Below are 22,880 nucleotides of genomic sequence, written 5' to 3' on the forward strand. Positions count from 1 at the left end.
GTCTCAGCCCTTGTGGCGGATCTCCAGCATCACGGCGATGGCGCGGGCCACGTCGGTTTCCGACAGGTCCGCGAACAGTTCGTCGATCCAGCCCAGATGGGTGGCGCTCATCTCGTCCATGACCTCGCGGCCATGGGCGGTGATCTTGACCAGGCTGGCACGGCGGTCGTTTTCCACCGGGTGGCGTTCGCACAGGCCTTCCTTGACCAGCCGATCGACGATGCCGGTGACATTGCCGTTCGACACCATCAGCTGCTGCGACAGCACCGACATCTTCATACCATCGGGAAAGCGGTGCAGCATCGCCAGCACGTCGAAGCGCGGCAGCGTCGTGTCGTAGCGGGTGCGCAGGCGCTCGCGCAGCTCGGTCTCGACGTAGCGGACCGATTTCAGCATCTGCAGCCACAGCCGCAGTCGCTGGCGTGCCAGGTCCGGATCCTCGATCACCCTGTCGTCTTCCCCGCTTGCTGCTGCCAGATCCATCCGCGCCCTCTGCCGAAACACCTCTTTGTCATTCATGTATAAAGAATGTTCCCGCCAGAGGGAACCTGCCGAAACGACGCTGCGGGGTCAGAAACGGACGGGCGAAACGATAAACGGGCCCCGAATGGTCGAGGCCCGAAATATCCTGTGTGAAAGGATCGGCTCAGATCCGCTGCGCCGTCAGGAAGCCCGATCCCGCCCCCGTGCCCGCGCCCGGCCAGCAGGCGGCGCCGATCAGGTGCAGCCCCTTCACCGGGGTGCGCCCGCCGGCATAGCCGGGCACCGGGCGGAAGGCGAAGTTCTGGTTCAGGTGATGCGAGCCGCAGATCTGGTCGCCGCCCACCAGGTTGGGGTTTCCGGCCTCAAGATCCAGCGGCGAGACGACGGTGCGCGCCAGGATCAGGTCGCGGAAGCCGGGCGCCTGTTCCTCGATCAGGTCGAGGGCACGCTCGGCATAGGCCTCCTTGATCTCGGCCCAGTCGGTGCCGGTGATCTGGCCTGCGGCATCGCCGCGGACCTCGGCCGGGACCATGCGGACCTGCACCCACAGGGTATGCTTGCCCGCGGGCGCGCGCGAGGGGTCGAAGACGGTGGGCTGGCCCACCACCAGCGCGGGACGCGCCGGCAGCAGCCCGGCCTTGGCCTGGGCATAGACCAGCGCGGTGTCATCCATGCTGCGCCCGACATGGACATAGGCGAATTTCTTCAGCGCCTCGGCCTGCCAGGGCACCTGCGCATCCAGCGCCAGGTGGATCATCATCGTGCCGGGCGCATGGGCGAATTTCGCCAGCCCCCGGTCATAGCGCGCGCTGCCGGTGCCGCCGGTCAGCCGTGCCAGGTGCTTGGGCGCCAGGTTTGCCAGAACGTGGCCTGCCGCGATCTCTTCGCCATTGACGACCACGCCGGTGACGCGCCCATGGCTGGAGCGGATCGCCGTCACCTCGGCATTGCAGCGCACCTCGCTGCCGTGGTCGAGGATCGTGGCCACCAGCGCCTTCGTCACCGTGTCGGCGCCGCCCTTGCCGATCACCATGCCCATGGTCTGCGCCGCCATCCCCTCGAGGTAGGGAAAGATGGCGCCGCCGGCGATGTCGGGGGCAAAGTCCAGATGCATCCCCCAGGTCGACAGCGCGGTGCGCAGGCGGGGATCCTCGAAGGTCTGATCAAGCCAGGCGCGGGGCGAGGTCATCAGGAACTTGCCCAGATCCAGCGATCCCTTGCAGCCCAGCAGCCGCCAGGCCTTCCATGCCAGGCACGACAGCGCCCGCGGCGCGATGGGCGCGGACAAAAGCCCCCCCAGGATCGCGGCGCGTTTCGGGAAAGCCTGTGCCATCTCGCGCCAGGTGGTCTTGTCGGCGCGGCTGGCGAAGGTGGCAAGCGTCTCGTCCAGGGTGGTGGTGACGCCCAGATGGTCGCCCGGTTCCAGCGCCTGGGCGAAGGGGCGGTCGACGGGGACGAATTCCAGCCCGTTGCGCGCCATCACCGCGCCGTGGCGCTTCAGGAAGGCCGAGCCCGCGAACATCGACAGGTTCATCGCCGCCACGTCATGGCGGAAGCCCGGCAGGGTCAGCTCCTCGGTGCGGACCGCGCCACCGGGGGTCGGGCCCCGCTCCAGCACCAGCACATGCTTGCCATTGGCGGCCAGATCCGCCGCGGCAACCAGCCCGTTGATACCCGATCCGATGACGACGATCCGTTCACTCATGCCGCAGTGGCCTCCGGTTTGGCAAAGGAGGCAATGGTCGCCAGCGCGCCATCCAGATCCTTGCCCTTCTCATCCTTCAGTGCCGCCTGGCGCAGACGGCGCATCCAGTCGGCGCCGTCTTGTCGGCCTTCCAGCATCGAAAGACCAGACATGACGCGGGAAAATTTGGACAATCCCCGGGCATGGGTGTCGGAATAGCCCTTGATGAGGCGATAATTCGCCAGAACTTCCGCAGCAAGTGCGCGGTCGGTCGCCGCCACACGGGTCGCGGTCGCGAACCAGGCATCGACCTGGGCCATCTCTTCCTGGTGGCGCAGCAGGCGGCGGCGATAGGGCCGCAGCGCCGAGACCAGCCACAGCAGGCCAAAGCCGCGGATGCTGTCGGTGCGGATCCGGCGGCCCTTGTCAAAGCGTTTCGCATAGAAGGCCGCGAACCCGTCCGAGCGGCGCAGCGCCCGGCCCAGGGCGGTGGGCAGGGTGGTGGCGAATTCCTCGAACCGGGGGTGGAAATATTCCGTCAGCATCAGCACCTGGTCATCCCGGACTGAAACCTCGTCGCGGACGCGGGCGATGCGGCTGGCGCGGGTCTTCAGATCGGCGACCCGCAGGATGTCATCGTAGCACAGCGCCCGGGCGCAGTATTTCGCGGCGGCGATGGTCATCTCGTAGGGGGCGGCATCAAGGGCGCGGATCTTCTCGACCATCTCCAGGTACTGGGCGCCGTATTTCACGTCCTGGTAATCGACGACCTTCTTCAGGCCAAGCGCGGCCATCTCCTGCACCTCGGGGGGCAGGGCGGTAAGGCGGGCCTCGATCTGGCCCCACTGGGTCTTCAGCGCCTCGGGGATGGCCAGGACCGGCACGGGTTTCGGCGCCTCGGCTTCGGCCTCGGGCGCGGGGGCGCGGCCGGTGGCGATGTCATAGGCACGCGCGAAGCTGCGCAGGGATGCCTCGACGCCGCGGCCCGACTTGCGGATCACCTCTTCGTAGCTTTCACGCGGGAAGGGCAGCGCCCCCGAGCCCGCAAGCCCCCCCAGCAACGAGGACGAGATGACCGAGCCCGCTTCCTTCGCGACCGTCTCCATGTCGAAGGCCACGACATGGTCGGCGGCGATGCCCATGGCCTCGATCACGGTCTTCGCATCGGCGCGGCCGTCGCCCGGGACCACCTTTTCCGACACCGCCGGGATCCGGTGGGTCGAGGCGACCAGCGTCGTGCGCCCCGGCGTGACAAAGCCGCGGATCACGGCGCGGCCGGCCTCCATCAGCTCGGCCGCCAGCATGATATCGACATCGCCCTGGCTGGGCGACAGCGCAAAGACCGGCTGACGGCCGGTGTCGCGGCACATCTCGACGTAATAGACGGTGGCGCCGGTGCGCTGCGCCACCCCCGCGACCGAGGTCGATTGCGCCAGATAGCCGTTTGCCTCGGCCACGCCGACGATCCAGTCGGTCAGCACGCCGCCGCCCTGGCCGCCGACAGCCAGCGCCGCCAGGGTGATGATCTTTTCGCCATCGGGACCAGGAGAGCGGCGGGCGATGATCGGGGTGTCATGGATGCTCATGAAAGGCTCCTCAGGCGAAGGCGATGCGCTTGGCGTCGCGGCGGCTTTGCAGCCAGGAGATCAGGCGGCCGGCGCGGTCGCGGCGTTTCAGATCGGCGGGCGTCGGGTTCGAGATCACCTCGGCCTGGTAGAAGCTGGGGCACAGCACGGCCGCATCCGCGACCTCGCCGCAGTTGCCGCAGCCGACGCAGGTCTGGTCGATGGCGGCGACCGGATCGTCGCGCAGCGGATCGCCGGTGTCTTTCACAGACAGCGACGGGCAGCCCGACAGCCGCATGCAGGCGTGATCGCCGGTGCAGATGTCTTCGTCCACGCCGAAGCGGGGCTTGATGACGCGCTGGCCCTCCTTGATCGCCTTGGCGATCTCGGGCTTGATGCGGCGCTGCTTGTTCAGCATGCATTCCGAGGAGGCGACGATGACCTTGGGGCCTTCCTCGGGGGTGGTCAGGGCCTCTTTCAGCGTGTCGCGGACCTTGGTCACGTCATAGGTGCGGTCGATCTGACGGATCCACTTGACCCCGATCCCCTTGCAGGCATCGACGATGGAATTCTGCGTCTGCTTGGTCTTGTTGCTGGCCCGCGACGACAGGATGTCCTGCCCGCCGGTCGCCGCCGAATAGTAGTTGTCGACGATGATGATGACGTTGTCGTTCTTGTTGAAGACCGCGTTGCCGATCGAGGACGACAGCCCGTTGTGCCAGAACCCGCCATCCCCGACAAAGCTGATCGAGCGGCGGCCGTTCTTCTTGTCCTCGTTGTGGAAGGCGGCGGCGGATGCCGGACCCAGCCCATAGCCCATGGTCGTCGCGCCCAGATCGAAGGGCGGCATGATCGAAAACAGGTGGCAGCCGATGTCCGAGGCGATGTGGTGTTCGCCCAGTTCCTGTTCCACCAGCTTGGTCGCGGCGAAGATCGGGCGTTCCGGGCAGCCGGTGCAGAAGCCCGGCGGACGGCCCGGCACGGTCTTCGACAGGTCGGGAATGGCCAGCGGTTCCTCGTTCACCGCCACCTTGGCGACGGGCAGCAGCCCCGGGGCGTGGGCCTCGAAATAGGCGCCCAGGCCATCGACCATGACCTGGCCGGAATATTCACCGAAGGCGGGCAGCATGCCCTTGCCCTCCAGCTTGACCCGGCTGCCTGCCTTGTAGAGCATATGGGCAATGCCCTGCTCCATGTAGTTGGGCTGGCCTTCCTCGATCAGCAGGACGCTGTCCTTGCCCTCGCAGAATTCAAGGATCTGGCTTTCGACCATCGGATAGACGCAGTTCAGCACCAGCATGTCGATCTGGGTCTCGCCGTAGATATCGGCCAGCCCCAGCCGGTTCAGCGCCCGGATGACGGTGTTGTACATGCCGCCCTGCAGGATCAGCCCGACCTTGCCGCCGGGATTGCCGAAGCGTTCGTTGATCTGGCGGTCCAGCAGGAATTTCTCGGCGGCGGGCCAGCGCTTGGTGATCTTCTCGTCTTCGTGCAGATAGGTCGCCGGCGGCAGCACGATGCGGTTCAGGTCGCGTTTCGGGTTTTCCAGCGCCTGCGACACGGTCAGGGCAGGGGCCTTGTTGTCGGATGCGGTGAAATGGCCGTGGACGTGGCAGGACTTGATGCGCATCTGCATCATCACGGGGGTGTTCGACACTTCGGACAGCTCGAACGCATCGCCCACGGTCTTGACGATGGACGGCAGGTTCGGCCGCGGATCCATCAGCCAGACCTGGCTTTTCATCGCGAAGGCATGGGTGCGCTCCTGCATGATCGAGGAACCTTCGCCGTAATCCTCGCCCACGATGATCAGCGCGCCGCCCGTGACGCCGCCGGACGCAAGGTTCGCCAGCGCGTCCGAGGCCACGTTGGTGCCCACGGTCGACTTGTAGGTCACCGCGCCCCGGATCGGATAGTGGACGCTGGCGGCCAGCATGGCGGTGGCGGTGGCCTCGGATGCCGAGGCCTCGAAATGCACGCCCAGCTCGCCCAGGATCTCCTGCGCATCGGCCAGCACGTCCATCAGGTGAGAGATGGGCGAGCCCTGATAGCCCCCCACATAGCCCACGCCGTTTTCCAGAAGGGCCTTGGTGACGGCCAGGATGCCCTCGCCCGAGAATGTCTCTCCGGCCCCCATCTTCAGTTTCTTGACTTCCTTGGCAAACGAACGTTCGGCCATCGGTGGTCTCCCTCAGTAATCGTGGTGGCGGATGTCGTGCAGGACGCGGGTCAGAAGCCCGTTCAGCATCTGCCGTTCCGCGCCCGAAAGCGTGGCCAGCATGGTGTCCTGCATCGTCTCCATCGAGGGCCAGGCGCGTTCATGCGCGGCGCGGCCGGCCTCGGTCAGGTGAATGGTGCGGATGCGGTTGTCGGTCTCGCCCGCCTCGCGGCGGATAAGGCCCGCGGCCTCCATCCCGTCGAGGGTGCGCGACAGGGTGGATTGCTTGATGACGGTCAGCACCGACAGCTGGTTGATGGTGCAGGGGCCGCCCTCGATCAGAACGGCCAGGGCGCGCATCTGCGCGACGCTGATGCCCACGGCCTTCAGTGCCGTTTCGACCCCCTTGTTGTAGCGCGCCATGATGCGGTTCATCAGGTAGGGGGTGAAGACCTCAAGCTCGTCTGCAGTGTCGGTCATGACAGGATCTCGGTCGCGGCAAGGTAGCCCGAGCCCCCCGACAGCCCCGGCCCCGGATGGGTCGAGGCGCCGATATGCCAGAGCCCGGGAAGGCCGGTGTCGTGACGCTTGCTGTCGGGGAAGGGGCGCCAGGCAAAGAACTGCTCGATCGAGCAGACCCCGCCATAGGGATCGCCGCCCACCAGGTTGCAGTTCATCCCGGCCAGATCCGCCGGAGAGATCGCCTGGCGCCGCGTGACCGAGGCATCGAAATCCTCGATATGGCGCGACAGGATCGCCTGGATGCGGTCGGCATAGGCTTCGCGGACCGCATCGGTCCAGCCATCCGACGTGTCGATCAGGCCCGCAGCATCGCCCTTCAGGTGGCGGGGCGCCTCGGGCAGTTGCAGCCACAGCAGGCCCGCGCCTTCCGGCGCGCGCGAGGGATCGGCCGCCAGCGGCTGGCCGACGCAGATCGTGGGGACCTCGGGCAGCAGGCCGCGCTCGGCCTCGTTTCCGGCCTTCGACACCGCATCAAGGCCCGGCGTCAGATGCAGCAGCTGGACCTTCTCCAGCCCCGGGGTCTTCCAGCGAACGGGCCGGTCCAGCACGAAATGCAGCTGGAAATTGCCCTTGCCATATCGGTATTTGCGCAGGTTTTCCGCCTGCTTCGGCTGCGGCGCGAGGGTGCCGTAGAGCTGATGCGGCGTGACCGAGGCCAGAACGCCCCCGGCCGTGACCTGCCGGCCATCGGCCAGCCGCAGGCCGCTGGCGCGACCCTTCGCGATGGTGATCTCGGCCACTTCGGCGTTGCAATGCACCGCGCCGCCGTGCTCTTCGATGATGGCGGTCAGTCCGCGCACCATCTGCGCCGCGCCGCCCTTGACGATGGGGGCACCGGCGGCCTCCAGCGCAAAGCCGATGACCTGACCCATCTGACCCGAGAACGCGGCCTCGGGGCCCAGCCCCGCGTGCAGGCACCAGGGCGCCCAGAGGGCCCGGGACAGTTCCGACTGGAACGAGGTCTCAAGCCAGCCGCGCATGGATTGCAAGGCGCCGCCCATGGTGGCCGTTAATCCGTGGGGGCCGCGCTTCCAGGCCTCTTTCGCCATCAGTTTCAGTGTCTTGCGGGACCATGGATCGCCGCCCATCAGGCCAAAGATCAGGCCCGCATCGGCGCCGAAGGCGTCCAGATCGGCGGCCAGTTGCGCGCCATCGCCGGGATGGGCCGCGTCAAACGCCGCGACATTGGCGGCGCGGTCCATGCGATAGACCATCGCCCGCCCGTCCGGCAGCAGCACGCCCGTGGGCGTGTCGGTGGCGCAGAATTCCACCCCGTGACGCGCCAGATCGGCGCCAAGCGCGCCATGGGCGGCGCCCGTCACCCACAGCACGAAGGTCGTGGCCAGGGGGTCATGCAGGGTGCCGGGGGCAATTTCGGCGGTCTTCATGCAGCCGCCCGCGCTCGCCTCGCGTTCATAAAGGGCCACCCGCTTGCCGGCCCGGGCCAGCAGGGCCCCGGCCACAAGGGCGTTGATACCCGATCCGATGATCGCAAAGTCGAGCGCAGGAGACGTCATGTCGATCTTCCTTCTTGCCGGCCTTACGCCGCCGGAACCAGCGCCAGCGCGCGGATGGGCGAACCGGTGCCCTTCTGGATCTTCAGCGGTGCGGTGATGAAGACGGCGCCCTTCGGCGGCAGCTTGCTGAGGTTGGTCAGCGAGGCCAGCCCGTAACGGTTGTGCTTGTGCAGCAGGTTATGGGCGGGGAAGGGGATTTCGAAGCCGCCGGCGCAGCCCGCATCGGTGCCCACACACTGGCTGCCCCAGCCAAGCGCCTTTTTCTCTTCCATCAGATAGATGATGGCCTCGGCGGTCGGGCCGGGGGTGTGGGGGCCGTCTTCCTTGGCGTTCAGGAACTTGTCGGCATCCTCGGCATACTGGTCCCAGTCGGTGCGGAACAGCACCCATTCGCCTTCCTTGATCTCGCCATGCTCGGCCTCCCAGGCCTTGATGTGCTCGACCGTCAGCAGGAAATCGGCGTTCTCGGCGGCTTCCTTCGAGAAATCCAGCACGTTGGCGGGGGCGACGAAGTTTTGCGGCGCGATCGTGTCGGTCGAGCCATCGGGATAGTCGCGGCCGGTGATCCAGTGGTGCGGCGCGTCGAAATGGGTGCCGGAATGCTCGCCCAGCTTCAGCCAGTTCCAGGCCCACCAGGGACCGCGGTCACCATATTCCGAGATCTTGTGGATCTCGATCTGGGGGGTGTCGTCGGCGATCTCGGGCGGCAGTTTCAGCAGCGGCGTGTCCGGGCCCAGCGTGGCGGCGCAGTCGATCACCTGGATCGATCCGTCCAGCAGGCTGGTGGCCAGCAGTGCCAGCGTATCAGAGGAAGTCATGGCAGTCCCTTTCGTGCTGTCAGCGTTCGGTAGCTGATTTATATGCAAATGCATGTACTGCAGTTTCTTCAAGCTCAAAGTTTTAGATTGATAGCTTTTTGGAGATCTGGCGCAATTTCGGTCGCCACGATGGGCGGATGCCTTCGAAATGGGCGATCAGAAAATGTATTTGACGAAAATATCCCTTTTCTGCGGTGCAGAGAGCCGGTTTCCGATGCGGCACGGCTTGCGGATTCGGCGGGTCAGGGCGACTCATCCAGGCTAATCTGACGCCGATAGACATTAGACCTTGCGTGAATGTATTTTATGCTTGAAGTATATGGCAGCGCGCTGATGCCTTTCCGGCGCTCCCCCTTTTCCCGGAGTTTCCCATGACCCATCCCCTGCACGGCCCCGCCCGGTTCAAGATCGGGGTCTTCTCGATGAATGCGGATGGCGGCCTGACGCTGACGCGGGTGCCGGAACGCTGGCAGGCGGACTGGCCGTCGGTGGCGAAGGCCGCGCGGATCGCCGATCAGGCGGGGCTGGATTTCATCCTGCCGATCGCCCGCTGGAAGGGGTTCGGCGGCGAGACGAATTCCCGTGCGCTGTCCTATGAAACCCTGACCTGGGCGGCGGCGCTGGCGGGCATCACGGAACGGATCGCGCTGTTCTCGACCGTGCATGTGCCGATGGTGCACCCGGTCTTTGCCGCGAAGGCGCTGGCGACCATCGACCAGGCTTCGGGCGGGCGCGCGGGGCTGAACATCGTGGCGGGCTGGAACCCCGACGAATTCGCCATGTTCGGCTATGAAAAGGTCGATGCGCCCTATGATCACGCCGCCGAATGGGTGACCATCCTGGACCGTCTTTACCAATCCGACGGGCCCTTCGATTTCGATGGCACCTATTTCCAGCTGAAAGGTGCCGAGACCCTGCCGAAGACCCAGCAATCGCCCCGTCCGGTGGTGCTGAACGCGGCCTTCTCGGCCCCCGGGCGCGATTTCGCGGCGGCCCATGCCGATTTCCTGTTCACCACCTTCAAGTCGATCGAGGCCGGGCAGGAGACCATCGCCGATGTCGCCGCCCGCGCCAGCGCGAAGGGCCGCGATGTCGGCACCTATACCACCACCCACGTGGTCTGCCGTCCGACGATGGCCGAGGCCCAGGCCTATTATCACCGCTATACGGTCGAGATGGCCGATGACGCCGCGCTGGATCATTTCACCGCCAAGCAGCGCGCCAATGCCCAGTCCCATGACGACGAGACCTATCGCCTGCATCGCCAGCGTTTTGCCGGTGGCGCCGGGACTTATCCGCTGGTCGGCACCCCCGATCACATCGCCGAAGAGATGATCCGCATGTCCCGCGCCGGTTTCGCCGGCACCACGGTCAGCTTCGTCAACTTCGCCGAGGAACTGCCCTATTTCTGCGCCGAGGTGCTGCCGCGCCTGCGCGATGCCGGCCTGCGCGGCTGAGAAAGGACCCGAAGATGAGCGATTTCGCAACCACGCTTGAGGCTGCGCTTGGCCCCGACATCATCACGCTGGGCGATGCCATCGCGCCGCTTTATTGCCGTGACTGGGCGGGCCTGCCCGAGGTCCTGCCCCTGGCGCTGGCCCGGCCGCGCACGGTGGAACAGGTGTCGCGGATCATGGCGATGTGCCATGCGGCGGGGGTGCCCGTGGTGCCCCAGGGGGGGCTGACGGGGATCTCGGGGGCGGCCCATCCGCGGGCGGATAGCGTGGCGCTGTCGCTGGACCGGATGAATGCGATCCAGAAGGTCGATCCGGCGGCGGGCGTGATGATCGCGGAGCCCGGTGTGGTGCTGGAAACCGCGCAAAAGGCGGCGCTGGACGTGGGCATGATGCTGGGCATCGACATTGGCGCCCGTGGCACCTGCCAGCTGGGCGGGGTCATCGCCACCAATGCCGGCGGCAACAACGTGATCCGCTATGGCATGGCGCGCGACCATGTGCTGGGGCTGCAGGTGGTGCTGGCCGACGGCACCGTGCTGGATGGCATGAACACCCTGCTGAAGAACAATGCGGGCCTTGATCTGAAACAGCTTTTCATCGGCTCCGAGGGGCTTTTGGGCATCATCACCGGATGCGTCCTGCGCCTGCAGCCGCTGCCGCCGCAAAGCGCCGCCGCCTTCCTGGGCGTGCCCTCGACCGCCGCCGCCATCGGGCTGCTGGAAACCGCTCGGGCCACCCTTGGGCCGTCGCTGTCGTCCTTCGAGGTGATGTGGCCCAGCTTCTTCCACACCATGGCGGAACGCTGCCACCTGAAATCGCCGCTCGACAGCCAGCACGCTGCCTATGTCATCATCGAGGCCACGGGCTTTGATGCCGCAACCACCCAGGGGGCGCTGGAAACCCTGCTGGAACAGGCCTTTGAAAAGGGTCTGATCGAGGATGGCGTGGTGGCCTCCTCGATCAGGGATCAGCGCGCCTTCTGGGAGGTCCGCGAAAGCCCCGCCGAATATGCCACCGTCATCGGGCCGATCATCCCCTTCGACTGCGGCATTCCCATCGCCCGCATGGCCGAGGCGATCGAGCGGATCGAGACCGCCGTGCACGCGGCCTTCCCCACCGCCATCGCCCTGACCTATGGCCATATCGGCGACCAGAACCTGCATTTCGTGGTCCATGTCCCCGGCGACACGCAGCCGGAAAAGGACGTCAAGGCCATCGTCTACCAGATCACCCGAGAGGTCGGCGGCACCATCTCGGCCGAACATGGCATCGGCGCGATCAAGCGCGACTACCTTGCCTATTCCCGCACCCCGGCCGAGATTGCCACCATGCAGGCCGTCAAGGCCGCGCTGGATCCCAAGGGAATCCTCAATCCGAAGAAGAGCTTCGACGGCGTGGAGGCGCAATGACACTCAGAGACGACATCCGGGCGGGCAAGCCCCTGATGGGGGCCTTCGCGGGCATCCCGTCCCCCACCGCAACCGAGGTGCTGTGCGCCGCTGGGCCCGATTTCATCTGTCTGGATGGTGAACACGCCCCCCTGCGCGGCCCCGTGCTGGAGGACATGCTGCGCGCCGCCGCGATCCATGGCGTACCGGCGCTGGTGCGCACGCCCGTGGCCTTCAACGAGGTCCTGCCGACGGCGCTTGATTCCGGGGCGACCGGGGTGCTGGTGCCGCATGTCTCGACGCCCGAACGTGCCGAGGCGGTGGTGGCCGCCGCCCGCTTTGCCCCCGAAGGGCAGCGCGGCGCCGGGCCGGGGCGTGCGGCGGGCTATGGCTATGACATAATGCCCGCGATCCAGAGGGCCAAGGCGGAAACCGTCGTCGCCATCCAGATCGAGACGCTTCAGGCGCTGTCGCAGCTGGACGAGATCCTCTCGGTTCCGGGCATCGACCTGGCCTTCATCGGGCCGGGGGATCTGGGGCTTGACCTGATGGCGCGGCAGGGGCCGGCGCTGGAAGAGGCCATCGATACGATCATTGCCGCGGGCGCGAAGGCGGGGCGGACGCTGGGGATCTTTGCCCCGGATCTGGCCACGGCGAAGGCCCGTCAGGCGCGCATTCCGCTGATCATCCAAGGGTCCGACGCGATGTTCCTGGGGGCGGCCGCGCGGCTGGCCTTCGGCAAGTGACCCGGACCGGCTGCCCCGGTCAGGGGCAGCCGTGGTCCGCCAACGCTGCGGGCCAGTCGAGGGCCATCAGGCGCCCCGTCGCCGCCAGCGTCACATAGGCCGTGGCCTCGTCTTCGGAAAAGGCGATGTTGGTCGGGTAAAGGTCCGGCACCGGGATCCGGGCCGAGACGCGCCCGTCGGGTTCGACTACGGTGATGCAATGGCCCAGCAGCGTCGCCAGACAAATTTGCCCGGCCCGCGTCACCGCCAGGCTGTCGATCATCCGGTGGGCATCGCGCCCGCCCAGCTGCGCCAGCAGCGGCCCGCCGTTGATCGAGGGCTGCCGGGCGATCCGGCCCGGGGCCTCCAGCGCAAAGGCCCACAGCCGCGCGGTCTCGGTTTCCGCAACATAGAGCGTGCCGCCATCGGGCGACAGGCCGATGCCGTTCGGCGTGGCCATCGGCCAGACGACCTGCTGCAGCGGGCCGCCATCGGGGGGCAGGTACAGGACGCCGCCATGGGTGCGGTGATCGGCAAAGCTTTTGCCGGTGTCGGTCATGTAGGTGCCGCCCGCTGCATCCCGCACCAGATCGTTCGGCGCCTGCAGGCGGCGGTCGCCGATCCGGTCGGCCAGCAGGCTGACCTGCCCGCTACCCGGATCCAGCAACTGCAGGCTGCCGCCGGTGTAATCCGCAGGCGCGATCGAGGGGTGCCGGATGCCGCCCTCTTCGACATAGGTGAAACCGCCGTTGTTGGCGATCAGCAGGCAGCCATCGGGGCGCAGTGCCAGCCCGTTCGGCCCGCCACCGGTCGGGAACCGTGTCAGCGTGCCGTCGGGCGCGCGGCGGGTGACGCAGCCGCCCAGCACTTCGGTGAACCACAGCGTGCCGTCGGGGGCGACCAGGGGGGCTTCGGGGAAATCGAGACCTTCGTTCAGGATCATCGGGACCTCAATGCGCCCGGTGGCGCAGATCGAGCATGATGGCAATGGCGCGCGCCACCTCGGCTTCGTTCAGATCGGCGAAAAGGCTGTCGATCCAACCCAGGTGGGTCATGCTCATTTCGGCCATCAGAATGCGTCCGGCCTCGGTGATCTTGACCAGGCTGGCACGGCGGTCGCCTTCGACCGCATGACGCTCGCACAGGCCGTCCGCCGTCAGCCGATCGACAATGCCGGTGACATTGCCGTTCGACACCATCAGCTGCTGCGACAGCACCGACATCTTCATCCCCTCGGGGGTGCGATGCAGCAGCGCCAGCACGTCAAAGCGCGGCAGGGTGGTGTCGTAGCCGGTGCGCAGGCGTTCGCGCAGCTCGGTCTCGACGTAGCGGGCCGATTTCAGCATTTGCAGCCATAGGCGCAGCCTTTGGCGGGCCAGCTCGGCTTGCTCGGGCGCCGGGCTGCCGGCAAGTAAGGGGGTGCCGTCCATGGGGCCTCCGGGGATCGATCCGGTGGTGGATCGGGGGATATGATTTAGATGTGAAGCAGGTGACGGGGCTGGTGTGGTGCGGTCTGGCGCGGCGCGTCAGGGACAGGGGCCGCGAGGCCGGGCGTTGATCTTTCCTTTCCCATCACCAGAAACACCGGATATGAAAAATTCAAACTAAAAATACATGTTCCGTTGGGGCGATTGCCCGGCTGTCTGAAAAGGCATCACCTGGACGCGTCGGGCATCATCTGCGCAAGGCCGGATTAGCTGGTCCGAACCGCCTGTTGGGTCTGAATTCTTATGTTGCCGGGTCTGTGCCGGGGCTGAAAAATGCCGGTTCCGACACGAACCCGCATTTACAACACTCTGGAAAAATACTTTAAACCTATAATGAATAAAGAAGGGGATTTCCGTGAGCAGGCGCAGACAATCCTATGACGGCGTGGTCCTGGCGGCGCCGGTCAGCGTGCCCTATGCGCGTTACTCTCCCGATGCGGCCCATGCCTGGGCGGGGCGCGCGCTGCGCGGGCTGGTGCAGGCTTCGGGGATCTCGCATCGCGACATGGATGGCTTCAGCCTGTCGTCCTTCACCGCGGCCCCCGACAGCGGCATCGCCTTTGCCCAGCATCTGGGGCTGTCGCTGCGCTGGCTGGATACCGTGCCGCTGGGGGGCGCGGCGGGGGTGGCCTCGGTCCGCAGGGCGGCACGGGCGGTGCAGGCGGGCGACGCGCGCGTCGTGGCCTGCGTTGCCGCCGACACCAACCAGACCGACACTTTCCGGCACTCGCTGGCGCAATTCTCTCGGTTTGCCCAGGATGCCACCTATCCGATGGGGGCGGGCGGGCCGAATGCCAGCTTTGCCCTGCTGACGCGCGCCTACATGGACCGCTTTGGCGCCACCCGAGAGGACTTTGGCCGCATCTGCATCGCCCAGCGGGCCAATGCCGGGCGCTATCCCGGCGCGCTGCTGAAGGCTCCGCTGACACTGGAGGCCTACCTGGCCGCGCGTCCGGTCGCCGATCCGGTGCACCTGTTCGACTGCGTGATGCCCTGCGCCGGCGCCGAGGCCTTTCTGGTCATGCATGAAGACGACGCCCGGGCCCAGGGCCTGCCCTACGCGCATCTGACCTCGGCCATCGAGCGCCACCATGCCTTCCCCGAGGACCCCGTGCAGCTGCGTGGCGGCTGGGCGATGGAGGTGGACGAGCTTTACGCCATGGCCGGCTGCACGCCCGAAGGCATCGATGTGCTGCAGACCTATGACGACTACCCGGTGATCGTTATGATGCAGTTCGAGGACCTGGGCTTTTGCGCCAAGGGCGAGGGGCCGGAGTTCGTGCGGGCCCATGATCTGACCATCGACGGGACCTTTCCCCAGAACACCACCGGGGGCCAGCTTTCGGCGGGGCAGGCGGGGGCGGCGGGGGGCCATATCGGCGTGGTGGAAACCCTGCGCCAGGTCATCGGCTGCGCCGGGCCCACTCAGGTGCCGGGCGTCCGGCGCGGGCTGGCGGCGGGCTTTGGCATGATCAACTATGACAGGGGGCTGGCATCCGGCGCCCTCATCCTGGAGCGCGCATGACACGTCCCCCCGCCCTGCTGCCGCCGCAGCCCCGCAGCCTGGCCGCCCTGGGGCTGACCCGGGCCGCCGCGCTTGGGCAGTTCGCCCTGCAATGCTGTGCCGACTGCCACGCCTTCACCTATCCTGCCCGCGATGCCTGCCCGGCCTGCCTGTCGGGCGATCTGCCGTTCACCGAGGCGCCGCGCGGGGGCCAGCTGCTGGCCGAGACGACCATCGCAATCTCGGGCGATCCGTTTTTTCGCAGCCGGCCGTCGGTGCGGCAGGGGCTGGTGCAGGCCGATTGCGGGCCACGCCTGGTGGTGATGCTGCACCGCGATTGCGAGACGCGCGGCCGGGTGCGGCTGTCGCTGAAGCTGGACCGGGGCGGCCAGCCGGTGCTGTTCGCCCATCCCGAAACCGGCGGAGGCCCCGACATGGACACAGACCCCACCTGGCAGGATCTGACCGTGCAGCCGAAGGGGCGGCGGGTGCTGATCTCGGACGGGGGGCATCCGGCGGCGGGGCCGCTGGTGCGGGCGCTGTTCAAGGCGGGCGCGGCCGAAGTCCATGTCGGTCATCGCGGCCCCTTTGATGCCGCGGCGCTTGAGGCCGCAGGCGCGGTGCTGCACCCGCTTGATCCCGGCGATCCGGCCTCGGTCGCGGCGCTGTCGCAGGCGCTGGCGGATCGGATCGACATCTTCGTCCATACCCCCTGGTACTTTGCCGCCGGCGGTCTGATGGCCCCGGCGGCGCCCGCCGATCTGGCGACGGCGCTGGCGGCGGGGCCGCTGGGGCTGGCGCATCTGATCCAGGCCTTCGCGCCGCAGATGCGTGCACGCGGCGGCGAGGGGGCGCTGGCCTGGGTGGGGGTGCTGGGGGCCTGGGCGCAGGTCTCGGCCCCCGGTCGGGCGATCCATGCCGCGGCCCAGGCGGCCGAGCTGTCGCTGCTGCAGGCGCTGCGGGGCGATCTGGCGCAGGGCGGGGGACGGGTGATGACGCTGTTCCACGGCGCGCTCGAGGATCCCGCCTTCGCCGCCCTGCCGCCGCCCAAGCTGCAGCCGGGGGGGCTGGCCTCGGGGGTCGTGCGGATGCTGCGCGAGGGGCTGGAGGAGCTGCACCTGGGCCCCGAGGCCGAGGAGCTGCACATCCGCCTGTCGCGCAACCCCAAAGAGGCCGAGCGGCTGTCGCGCGGAAGCTGACGCCGGCGCTGTCAAGGAAATGCTTTAGGTTTGATGTTTCTCTGTGGGGCGGTTGCTGGAAATTTCGGCATCCGCCTGCAGCAGTTCGGCCATTTTCAGGGCCTGGGGCGTGGCGCCACGGCTGGGCAGCAGGAAATGCAGGGCCAGCGGCGCCCGCAGCCCTTCGATGGGCCGCAGGGTGATGCCGGCCGGGCATCGGAAGGCGTTGCGGTCATTGACCACTGCCAGCCCCAGACCGGCCAGGACCATTGCCATCATTTCGGCCTCGTTCTCGGCATGGTGCACAATTTCCGGGCGGATGCCGTATGTGGCAAAGGACTGCACCATGGCATCATAGAGGCTGGGAAATGCCGCGCGATGCGGCCAGATCATCGGTTTGCCAGCCAGATCCGCCAGGGTCACCGGCGGGCAGGGAGCCTTGCCGAAGGTCCCGGGCAGGGCCAGAAGGACCCCGTGTTCCTCCAGGAAAAAGTCTTGGAAATCAGGGCGTGTAGGGGGCGGGTTATAGACAAAGCCGCCCTCCAGATCGCCACTTCGGATCAACTCCAGCTGGCGCAGGCTATGGGTCTCGTGCAGCTCCAGCCGGGTGGCGGGGGCGGCCAGGCGATAGCGCGTCACCAGCCGGGGAATCGCCCCCGACCAGGCCGCCACCGCCGGAAAGCCCAGCCGCAGCCGCCCGGCGTCCCAGCGGTCGAGGCCCCGGGTCTCGACCACGGCGGCCTCGATCTCGGAGAGGATGCGGCGGCTGCGGGTCAGGAAATGCCGCCCGGCCTCGGTTAGGCGCACGCCACGGGGCAGGCGTTCGAACAAAAGCACCTGCATCTGTGCCTCCAAGGCACTGATCTGGCGGCTTAATGCCGGTTGCGCAATGCGCAGGCGCTCGGAGGCCCGGCGAAAGTTCTCTTCTTCGGCCACGGCCACGAAATAGCGGATCTGGCGCAGTTCCATCGACTGATACCCCAGCGGCATTGATGCCTTCCGAACTTGGCATTGGAACTCGTTATATTCAAATGCAAACATTCAAGCTTAAAGTAAATGGGTCCAAATTGCCCTTTGTTACGGCACCCTCCCGCCCCCGAGGCGGCCTCAGAGCCGCCCGCATCCAACAGGTAAGGTAGAAACATGTTCGAAACCGATCGCCGTCGTTTCCTGCAGATCCTCGGCGCCGCCGCCGGGGCCGCGATGATCAGCGAGGGGCCCGCCTTCGCGCAATCCGCCGCCAGCGGCCGCGTCACCATCGCCTGGCCCGCGGGCCTGCCGTCCTGGGATCCGAACCAGCGCTTTTCCCCCGACATCCAGTCGATCTTCAAGATGGTCTACGACCAGCCGCTGAACTACTCGACCGAGCTGAAGCTGGTGCCCAATGTCATCACCGAATGGCAGCTGGCCGATGACGCGCTGAGCCTGCATTTCAAGATGCGCGATGACGTCGTGTTCTCGGACGGCAGCCCGCTGACCGCCGATGACATCGCCTATACCTTCCATGGCCGCAACCTTGCGGGGCACGTGATCGACACCGCCTCGACCTGGGCGGTGGTCGACACGGTCGAGATCGCCTCGCCCACCGAGGCCACGTTCAAGTTCAAGTCGCCCATGGTCACCGCGCCGCAATGGCTGGGCTTCCTGGGTTCGTTCATCGTCTCGAAGGCCTATGTCGAGGGCAAGGGCCTGGCGGCGCTGCAGGCAGCCCCCTTGGGATCGGGCCCCTACATGATGAAGGACTATACCGCCGAAAGCCGCATCGTGCTGGAGGCCAACCCGAACTACTGGGGCGACAAGCCCGCCATCTCCGAGGTGGTGATCGAGATCATCAAGGACCCCTCGGCCCGCCTGGCGGCACTGCAGTCGGGGCAGGTGGATCTGGCGATCTCGTTGCCGGTGCGCGACACGGTGCGGCTGACCAAGGATCCCAAGTTCAAGGCACATCTTGATCCGCTGACCCGGGTGATCCTGCTGACGATCCGCTCGGACGGGCCGTTTGCCGACAAGAACGTGCGCCTGGCCGCGCATCACGCGATCAACAAGCAGGCGCTGTCGAAGGCCTTCTACGGCGGCGCCGCCACGCCGCTCAGCGTTGTTGCCACCCCCGGGACCCCCGGCGTGCCCGACAATTTCGACTTTCCCTATGATGTCGAGAAGGCGAAAGAGCTGCTGAAGGCTTCGGGCTTCAGCCCCGAGAACCCGGTCGAGGTCTCCTTTGCCACCTTCAACGGCAACTTCCCCTCGGATTACGACATCACCCGCGCCATCGCCCAGATGTGGGAGAAGGTCGGCATCAAGGCCAATATCGAGGTGATCGAATATGCCAAGTGGTTCGACCTGAACCGCTCGGGCAAGCTGCAGGACACCTCGCTTTATTCTTGGGACAATGCCACGGGCGACCCGGAGATCTTCATCGGCTACCTGATGAACCCCAACATGCCCTTCAACACCTTCGGCAACGGCCCGATCCCGCAGCGCGCGGCGGAACTGTTCGGCGTGGCCGATTACGACAAGCGCATCGCGGCCTACAAGCAGCTGAACATCGACGCCATCGAAGAGGGCGCGATCATCCCGCTGCTGCAGGCGGTGCAGACCGTCGCGACCAAGCCCGGGCTTGATTACACGACCTATCCGAACGGCTGGATCCTCGGCCAGACGATGCACTGGTCGTAAGGAGGCCGGGCGATGTTGCTGACGATGTCGAAGGTGATCGGCAAGCGCCTGCTTGTCGTGATCCCGATCCTGCTGTGCGTCTCGATCCTGCTGTTCGCGGTGCTGCGCCTGCTGCCGGTGGATCCGGCCGCCATGTCGCTGCCACCCACCGCCACCAAGACGGAAATCGAGGCGATGCGGACGGCCATGGGGCTGAACCTGCCGATCCCGCAGCAGTACCTGATCTGGCTGCACGACACGCTGCTGGGGCAGTTCGGGACTTCGATCCAGTATCGTCAGCCCGTCGCCCAGCTGATCCTGGGCACCCTTCCCGCCACGATCGAGCTTGCGGTCATGGCCGCGATCATCGCGACCGTGGTGGGGCTGGGGGGCGGCCTGCTGATCTTTCGCGTCCGCGGCACGGTGGGCGAGGCGGCGGGCGATGTCGGATCGCTGCTGATGCTGTCGCTGCCGGATTTCCTGTGGGGGCTGATCCTGATCTTCCTGCTGGGGGTGTTCTGGCCGGTGCTGCCCTTCATCGGGCGCCTTGATGGCGGCATGGTGCAGCCCGGCGGCACCGGTTTCCTGCTGATCGACGCGCTGCTGGCGGGGCGGCTGGACATCTTCTGGTCCGCCATCGTGCATATGCTGATCCCGGCGCTGGCGCTTGGCATCAGCTTTGCCCCGATCATCATGCGGGTGCTGCGGTCCTCGCTGCTGGATGTCTACCAGGAGGGCTATATCGCCCAGGCCCGGATGCGCGGCGTCAGCGAAAGGCGGATCCTGGTCCGTCACGCGCTGAAGAACGCCATCCTGCCGACGCTGACGCTGATGGGGGTGCAGTTCGGCTTTCTGTTCGGCGGCACGCTGCTGGTCGAGGTCATCTGCTCCTACCCCGGCATCGGCAACCTGATGGTCAGTTCGGTGCGCAATGCCGACCTGCCGGTGATCCAGATGGTGGGGCTGACCTATTGCGCCGTCACCTTGCTGATCAACACCTTCATCGACGCGCTCTGCGTGGCGCTGAACCCGAAAGCGAGCGCCTGAGATGACGATCCCCAGACCCCTGCGCGACGCGCGCACCCTGATCGGCCTGGTCATCGTGACCGTGGTCTTCGTCACCGCCGTGCTGGCGCCGCTGCTGGCGCCGCATGATCCGAACGAACAGGACCTGATCTCGGTCCTGCTGCCGCCGGGCTGGTCGCCCGACGGCGATCCGGCGCATCTGCTGGGCACCGACAGCCTGGGGCGCGATACGCTGTCGCGGCTGATCTATTCCGCCCGGGTCGCGATGATCGTGGCCATCGTGTCGGCCTTCGGGGCGATGGTGATCGGGGCGGTGGCGGCGCTGGTGTCGGGCTATTTCGGCGGCTGGGTGGATGCGGTGATTTCCCGGATCGTCGACATCTGGATCAGCTTTCCGCCGGTGGTGCTGTCGCTGATCCTGATCGTGGGCCTGGGCGTGGGCCTCGACAAGGTGATCCTGGCGATCGTGCTGGTCGACTGGACCCGCTTCTGCCGCGTCCTGCGGGCCGAGGTGGTGGTGGTGCGCCAGCAGGCCTATGTCTCGGCCGCGCGGATGCTGGGGCAAAGCCATGTCATGACCCTGACGCGCGAGGTCCTTCCCGCCGTCGTGCCGCTGCTGATCACGCTTCTTAGCCTCGAGATGGGCATTGCCGTCACCGTCGAGGCGATCCTGTCGTTCGTCGGCATGGGCGTCAGTTCCGACACCGCCGCCTGGGGCCAGATGATCGCCGATGCGCGCACCAACATCTATGAATCGCCCTGGGGCCTGATGCTGCCCATTGCCGCCGTCTTCCTGACGGTCGCGGGCTTCAACCTGCTGGGGGACGGGCTGCGCAAGGGCCTGGACGCACGGCAGAACACCAGCCGGGGGGCATGAGCATGGCACTTCTGAAGGCAACCGATCTGTCCGTGGGCGTGCTGAAGGCGGGCCTGCCGATCAACCACCGTGTCAGCTTTGAGCTGCAAGAGGGCCGCGTGCTGGGGCTGATCGGGGAATCCGGCGCCGGAAAATCCATGATCGCCAAGACCATCGCCCGGCTGCTGCCCGAGGGCGTGGGCATCATGGAGGGCCGGCTGGACTATGACGGGCGCGACATCACGACCCTGCCTGCGGCCGAGCACCGCCGCCTTCTGGGCCGCGAGATCGCCTTTATCCCGCAGGAACCGCTGACCGCGCTCAACCCGGTCTACACCGTCGGCCACCAGATCGACGAGCACCTGCGCCTCATTGGTTTCGGTACCGCCCCCGAACGCCGCGCCCGCGCGCTGGAGATGTTCGCGGCCGTGGGACTTGAAGCCGACGATCTGATGCTGCGCAAATATCCGCACCAGTTCTCGGGCGGGCAGTTGCAGCGGATCCTGATCGCCATGGCGTTTTCTTCGCGGCCGCGGCTGGTGATCGCGGATGAACCGACGACGGCGCTGGACGTGTCGATCCAGGGCAAGGTGGTGGCGCTGATCGGCGAAATGCAGCGGCTATACAACACCGCCGTGATCTTCATCACCCATGACCTGAAGCTGGCCACCCAGGTCTGTGACGACCTGATGGTGCTCTATGGTGGGCGGATCGTCGAAAAGGGCCCGGCGGCGGCGGTCTTCGGGGCACCCCGGCACGCCTATACGCGCTGCCTGCAACTGTCGAACCCCGAACTTTACGGGCCCAGGCGGCCGTTGTTCACCATGCCAGACCGGATGCCCGGCCTGGTCGAGCTGAAGGCGATCCCCGGCTGTGCCTTTGCCCCCCGCTGCCCGCTGCGCACCCCCGCCTGCGAGCGCGAGGAGCCGCCCCTGGCCCCGACCGGCGCCCAGATGAGCCGCTGCATCCGCTCCGATCAGGTGGGCACGATCTCGACCGAGGGGCTGCCGCTGCCCGCCCTTGGCCGGATCGAGACCGGCGATGCGCTGCTGATCGCGCAGAACGTGGGCAAGCGCTATGTCTCGCGTCACGGGCTGCGGATGAAGAAGAAGGTCTTCGAGGCGGCGCGCAACATCAACTTCCAGATGCGGCACGGCGAATTCGTCGGCATCGTGGGGGAATCCGGGTCGGGCAAGTCGACGCTGGCGCGGATGGCGGTGGGGATGGATCTGCCGACCTCGGGCAACATGATCCTGTGCGGCGACAATGTCACCGACCGCACCCCCGAGGTCCACAGGCGCCGGGTCAGGAATGGCCAGATGGTGTTCCAGGATCCGCATTCGGCGCTGAACCCGCGTCGTCGCGTCGGCAGTCTGGTGTCGCAGGCGATGGAGGCCCAGGGCGCCCCCCTGCAGGATCGCATGGTCCGCGCCACCCAGCTGTTGCAGGAGGTGGGCCTGTCGGCCGAGATGGCGCTGCGCTATCCCAGCCAGATGTCGGGCGGGCAGAAGCAGCGGGTCAACATCGCCCGCGCGCTTTGCGTCATGCCGCAGCTTCTGGTCGCGGACGAGATCGTCTCGGGGCTGGATGTCTCGGTGCAGGCGCAGCTGCTGAACCTGCTGTCGAAGCTGCGCGAGGAGATGGGCTTTGGCCTGCTGCTGATTTCCCATGACCTGGCGGTGGTGCGCTATATCTGCGAGCGCGTCGTGGTCATGTACCAGGGCGAGATCGTCGAGAGCGGCTGGACCGAAGAGGTCTTTGCCGATCCGCAGCACCCCTACACGCAGCGTCTGCTGGCGGCGGTCCCGGGCGAGGTGCGTCCCCAGGCCGGGGCGGCGGCGGAATGATATCTGTCCC

Annotated in this window: 19 protein-coding genes; 9 read left to right on the forward strand and 10 right to left on the reverse strand. The window is 66.9% G+C overall.

Going from position 1 to position 22,880, the window contains the following annotated elements; translation table 11 throughout:
* Window positions 1–3: 3 nt before the first annotated feature.
* From AC2ITM_RS20130 to AC2ITM_RS20160, 7 genes are all read right to left on the reverse strand, one after another.
* On the reverse strand, window positions 4–483 hold the full coding sequence (locus tag AC2ITM_RS20130; RefSeq protein WP_486470203.1) for a MarR family winged helix-turn-helix transcriptional regulator: 480 nt from the start codon (window positions 481–483) through the stop codon (window positions 4–6).
* 163 nt (window positions 484–646) lie between these two features.
* Window positions 647–2,188, reverse strand: a complete 1,542-nt coding sequence (locus AC2ITM_RS20135; RefSeq protein WP_486470204.1) for a phytoene desaturase family protein — start codon at window positions 2,186–2,188, stop codon at window positions 647–649.
* Entirely contained in the window at window positions 2,185–3,753 is a 1,569-nt protein-coding gene (locus AC2ITM_RS20140; protein WP_486470205.1) for an indolepyruvate oxidoreductase subunit beta family protein, read from the reverse strand. The genes AC2ITM_RS20135 and AC2ITM_RS20140 overlap by 4 nt, the downstream gene beginning before the upstream one ends.
* A gap of 10 nt (window positions 3,754–3,763) precedes the next feature.
* Window positions 3,764–5,911, reverse strand: coding sequence for a thiamine pyrophosphate-dependent enzyme (locus AC2ITM_RS20145; RefSeq protein WP_486470206.1), 2,148 nt, complete (start codon window positions 5,909–5,911; stop codon window positions 3,764–3,766).
* Between the two features lie 12 nt (window positions 5,912–5,923).
* Window positions 5,924–6,370 carry a MarR family winged helix-turn-helix transcriptional regulator gene (locus AC2ITM_RS20150; RefSeq protein WP_486470207.1) on the reverse strand — a complete coding sequence of 149 codons (447 nt, stop codon included), beginning with the start codon at window positions 6,368–6,370 and terminating at the stop codon, window positions 5,924–5,926.
* Window positions 6,367–7,929, reverse strand: a complete 1,563-nt coding sequence (locus AC2ITM_RS20155) for a phytoene desaturase family protein (RefSeq protein WP_486470208.1) — start codon at window positions 7,927–7,929, stop codon at window positions 6,367–6,369. The genes AC2ITM_RS20150 and AC2ITM_RS20155 overlap by 4 nt, the downstream gene beginning before the upstream one ends.
* Before the next feature lie 23 nt (window positions 7,930–7,952).
* On the reverse strand, window positions 7,953–8,747 hold the full coding sequence (locus AC2ITM_RS20160) for a cyclase family protein (protein WP_486470209.1): 795 nt from the start codon (window positions 8,745–8,747) through the stop codon (window positions 7,953–7,955).
* 371 nt (window positions 8,748–9,118) lie between these two features.
* On the opposite strand from AC2ITM_RS20160, the gene AC2ITM_RS20165 reads away from it, so the two are divergent.
* The 3 genes from AC2ITM_RS20165 to AC2ITM_RS20175 are packed head-to-tail and all read left to right on the forward strand — an operon-like array spanning window position 9,119 to window position 12,338.
* A complete protein-coding gene (locus AC2ITM_RS20165; RefSeq protein ID WP_486470210.1) occupies window positions 9,119–10,204 on the forward strand; it encodes an LLM class flavin-dependent oxidoreductase in 1,086 nt (361 codons plus the stop codon).
* Between the two features lie 14 nt (window positions 10,205–10,218).
* Window positions 10,219–11,613, forward strand: a complete 1,395-nt coding sequence (locus AC2ITM_RS20170) for an FAD-binding oxidoreductase (RefSeq protein ID WP_486470211.1) — start codon at window positions 10,219–10,221, stop codon at window positions 11,611–11,613.
* A complete protein-coding gene (locus tag AC2ITM_RS20175) occupies window positions 11,610–12,338 on the forward strand; it encodes an HpcH/HpaI aldolase family protein (RefSeq protein WP_486470212.1) in 729 nt (242 codons plus the stop codon). The genes AC2ITM_RS20170 and AC2ITM_RS20175 overlap by 4 nt, the downstream gene beginning before the upstream one ends.
* A 19-nt stretch (window positions 12,339–12,357) precedes the next feature.
* Here the strand turns inward: AC2ITM_RS20175 and AC2ITM_RS20180 are convergent, their stop codons facing one another.
* A complete protein-coding gene (locus AC2ITM_RS20180) occupies window positions 12,358–13,260 on the reverse strand; it encodes an SMP-30/gluconolactonase/LRE family protein (protein WP_486470213.1) in 903 nt (300 codons plus the stop codon).
* A 7-nt stretch (window positions 13,261–13,267) separates the two neighbouring features.
* Window positions 13,268–13,747 carry a MarR family winged helix-turn-helix transcriptional regulator gene (locus AC2ITM_RS20185; RefSeq protein ID WP_486470214.1) on the reverse strand — a complete coding sequence of 160 codons (480 nt, stop codon included), beginning with the start codon at window positions 13,745–13,747 and terminating at the stop codon, window positions 13,268–13,270.
* A gap of 406 nt (window positions 13,748–14,153) precedes the next feature.
* On the opposite strand from AC2ITM_RS20185, the gene AC2ITM_RS20190 reads away from it, so the two are divergent.
* Together AC2ITM_RS20190 and AC2ITM_RS20195 are read left to right on the forward strand one after the other, a co-directional pair.
* On the forward strand, window positions 14,154–15,329 hold the full coding sequence (locus AC2ITM_RS20190; RefSeq protein ID WP_486470264.1) for a thiolase family protein: 1,176 nt from the start codon (window positions 14,154–14,156) through the stop codon (window positions 15,327–15,329).
* Window positions 15,326–16,507: a zinc ribbon domain-containing protein gene (locus tag AC2ITM_RS20195; protein ID WP_486470215.1), complete on the forward strand. Its 1,182-nt coding sequence runs from the start codon at window positions 15,326–15,328 to the stop codon at window positions 16,505–16,507. Before AC2ITM_RS20190 ends, AC2ITM_RS20195 begins: the two co-directional genes overlap by 4 nt.
* Before the next feature lie 24 nt (window positions 16,508–16,531).
* Here the strand turns inward: AC2ITM_RS20195 and AC2ITM_RS20200 are convergent, their stop codons facing one another.
* On the reverse strand, window positions 16,532–17,476 hold the full coding sequence (locus tag AC2ITM_RS20200; RefSeq protein WP_486470216.1) for a LysR family transcriptional regulator: 945 nt from the start codon (window positions 17,474–17,476) through the stop codon (window positions 16,532–16,534).
* A 153-nt stretch (window positions 17,477–17,629) separates the two neighbouring features.
* Between AC2ITM_RS20200 and AC2ITM_RS20205 the strand changes: the two genes are divergently transcribed.
* The 4 genes from AC2ITM_RS20205 to AC2ITM_RS20220 are packed head-to-tail and all read left to right on the forward strand — an operon-like array spanning window position 17,630 to window position 22,870.
* Window positions 17,630–19,162: an ABC transporter substrate-binding protein gene (locus AC2ITM_RS20205; RefSeq protein ID WP_486470217.1), complete on the forward strand. Its 1,533-nt coding sequence runs from the start codon at window positions 17,630–17,632 to the stop codon at window positions 19,160–19,162.
* A gap of 12 nt (window positions 19,163–19,174) precedes the next feature.
* On the forward strand, window positions 19,175–20,188 hold the full coding sequence (locus tag AC2ITM_RS20210) for an ABC transporter permease (RefSeq protein ID WP_486470218.1): 1,014 nt from the start codon (window positions 19,175–19,177) through the stop codon (window positions 20,186–20,188).
* Window position 20,189: 1 nt separating this feature from the next.
* On the forward strand, window positions 20,190–21,044 hold the full coding sequence (locus AC2ITM_RS20215; protein WP_486470219.1) for an ABC transporter permease: 855 nt from the start codon (window positions 20,190–20,192) through the stop codon (window positions 21,042–21,044).
* Between the two features lie 2 nt (window positions 21,045–21,046).
* Window positions 21,047–22,870, forward strand: a complete 1,824-nt coding sequence (locus AC2ITM_RS20220; RefSeq protein WP_486470220.1) for a dipeptide ABC transporter ATP-binding protein — start codon at window positions 21,047–21,049, stop codon at window positions 22,868–22,870.
* Window positions 22,871–22,880: the final 10 nt, after the last annotated feature.

The sequence above is a fragment of the Pseudooceanicola sp. NS-SX9 genome (genome assembly GCF_057380705.1).

Excerpts from the sequence above, each read along its gene's own strand:
- AC2ITM_RS20130 (WP_486470203.1), bottom strand. The coding sequence starts at position 483 with ATGGATCTGGCAGCAGCAAGCGGGGAAGACGACAGGGTGATCGAGGAT.
- AC2ITM_RS20135 (WP_486470204.1), bottom strand. The coding sequence starts at position 2,188 with ATGAGTGAACGGATCGTCGTCATCGGATCGGGTATCAACGGGCTGGTT.
- AC2ITM_RS20140 (WP_486470205.1), bottom strand. The coding sequence starts at position 3,753 with ATGAGCATCCATGACACCCCGATCATCGCCCGCCGCTCTCCTGGTCCC.
- AC2ITM_RS20145 (WP_486470206.1), bottom strand. The coding sequence starts at position 5,911 with ATGGCCGAACGTTCGTTTGCCAAGGAAGTCAAGAAACTGAAGATGGGG.
- AC2ITM_RS20150 (WP_486470207.1), bottom strand. The coding sequence starts at position 6,370 with ATGACCGACACTGCAGACGAGCTTGAGGTCTTCACCCCCTACCTGATG.
- AC2ITM_RS20155 (WP_486470208.1), bottom strand. The coding sequence starts at position 7,929 with ATGACGTCTCCTGCGCTCGACTTTGCGATCATCGGATCGGGTATCAAC.
- AC2ITM_RS20160 (WP_486470209.1), bottom strand. The coding sequence starts at position 8,747 with ATGACTTCCTCTGATACGCTGGCACTGCTGGCCACCAGCCTGCTGGAC.
- AC2ITM_RS20165 (WP_486470210.1), top strand. The coding sequence starts at position 9,119 with ATGACCCATCCCCTGCACGGCCCCGCCCGGTTCAAGATCGGGGTCTTC.
- AC2ITM_RS20170 (WP_486470211.1), top strand. The coding sequence starts at position 10,219 with ATGAGCGATTTCGCAACCACGCTTGAGGCTGCGCTTGGCCCCGACATC.
- AC2ITM_RS20175 (WP_486470212.1), top strand. The coding sequence starts at position 11,610 with ATGACACTCAGAGACGACATCCGGGCGGGCAAGCCCCTGATGGGGGCC.
- AC2ITM_RS20180 (WP_486470213.1), bottom strand. The coding sequence starts at position 13,260 with ATGATCCTGAACGAAGGTCTCGATTTCCCCGAAGCCCCCCTGGTCGCC.
- AC2ITM_RS20185 (WP_486470214.1), bottom strand. The coding sequence starts at position 13,747 with ATGGACGGCACCCCCTTACTTGCCGGCAGCCCGGCGCCCGAGCAAGCC.
- AC2ITM_RS20195 (WP_486470215.1), top strand. The coding sequence starts at position 15,326 with ATGACACGTCCCCCCGCCCTGCTGCCGCCGCAGCCCCGCAGCCTGGCC.
- AC2ITM_RS20200 (WP_486470216.1), bottom strand. The coding sequence starts at position 17,476 with ATGCCGCTGGGGTATCAGTCGATGGAACTGCGCCAGATCCGCTATTTC.
- AC2ITM_RS20205 (WP_486470217.1), top strand. The coding sequence starts at position 17,630 with ATGTTCGAAACCGATCGCCGTCGTTTCCTGCAGATCCTCGGCGCCGCC.
- AC2ITM_RS20210 (WP_486470218.1), top strand. The coding sequence starts at position 19,175 with ATGTTGCTGACGATGTCGAAGGTGATCGGCAAGCGCCTGCTTGTCGTG.
- AC2ITM_RS20215 (WP_486470219.1), top strand. The coding sequence starts at position 20,190 with ATGACGATCCCCAGACCCCTGCGCGACGCGCGCACCCTGATCGGCCTG.
- AC2ITM_RS20220 (WP_486470220.1), top strand. The coding sequence starts at position 21,047 with ATGGCACTTCTGAAGGCAACCGATCTGTCCGTGGGCGTGCTGAAGGCG.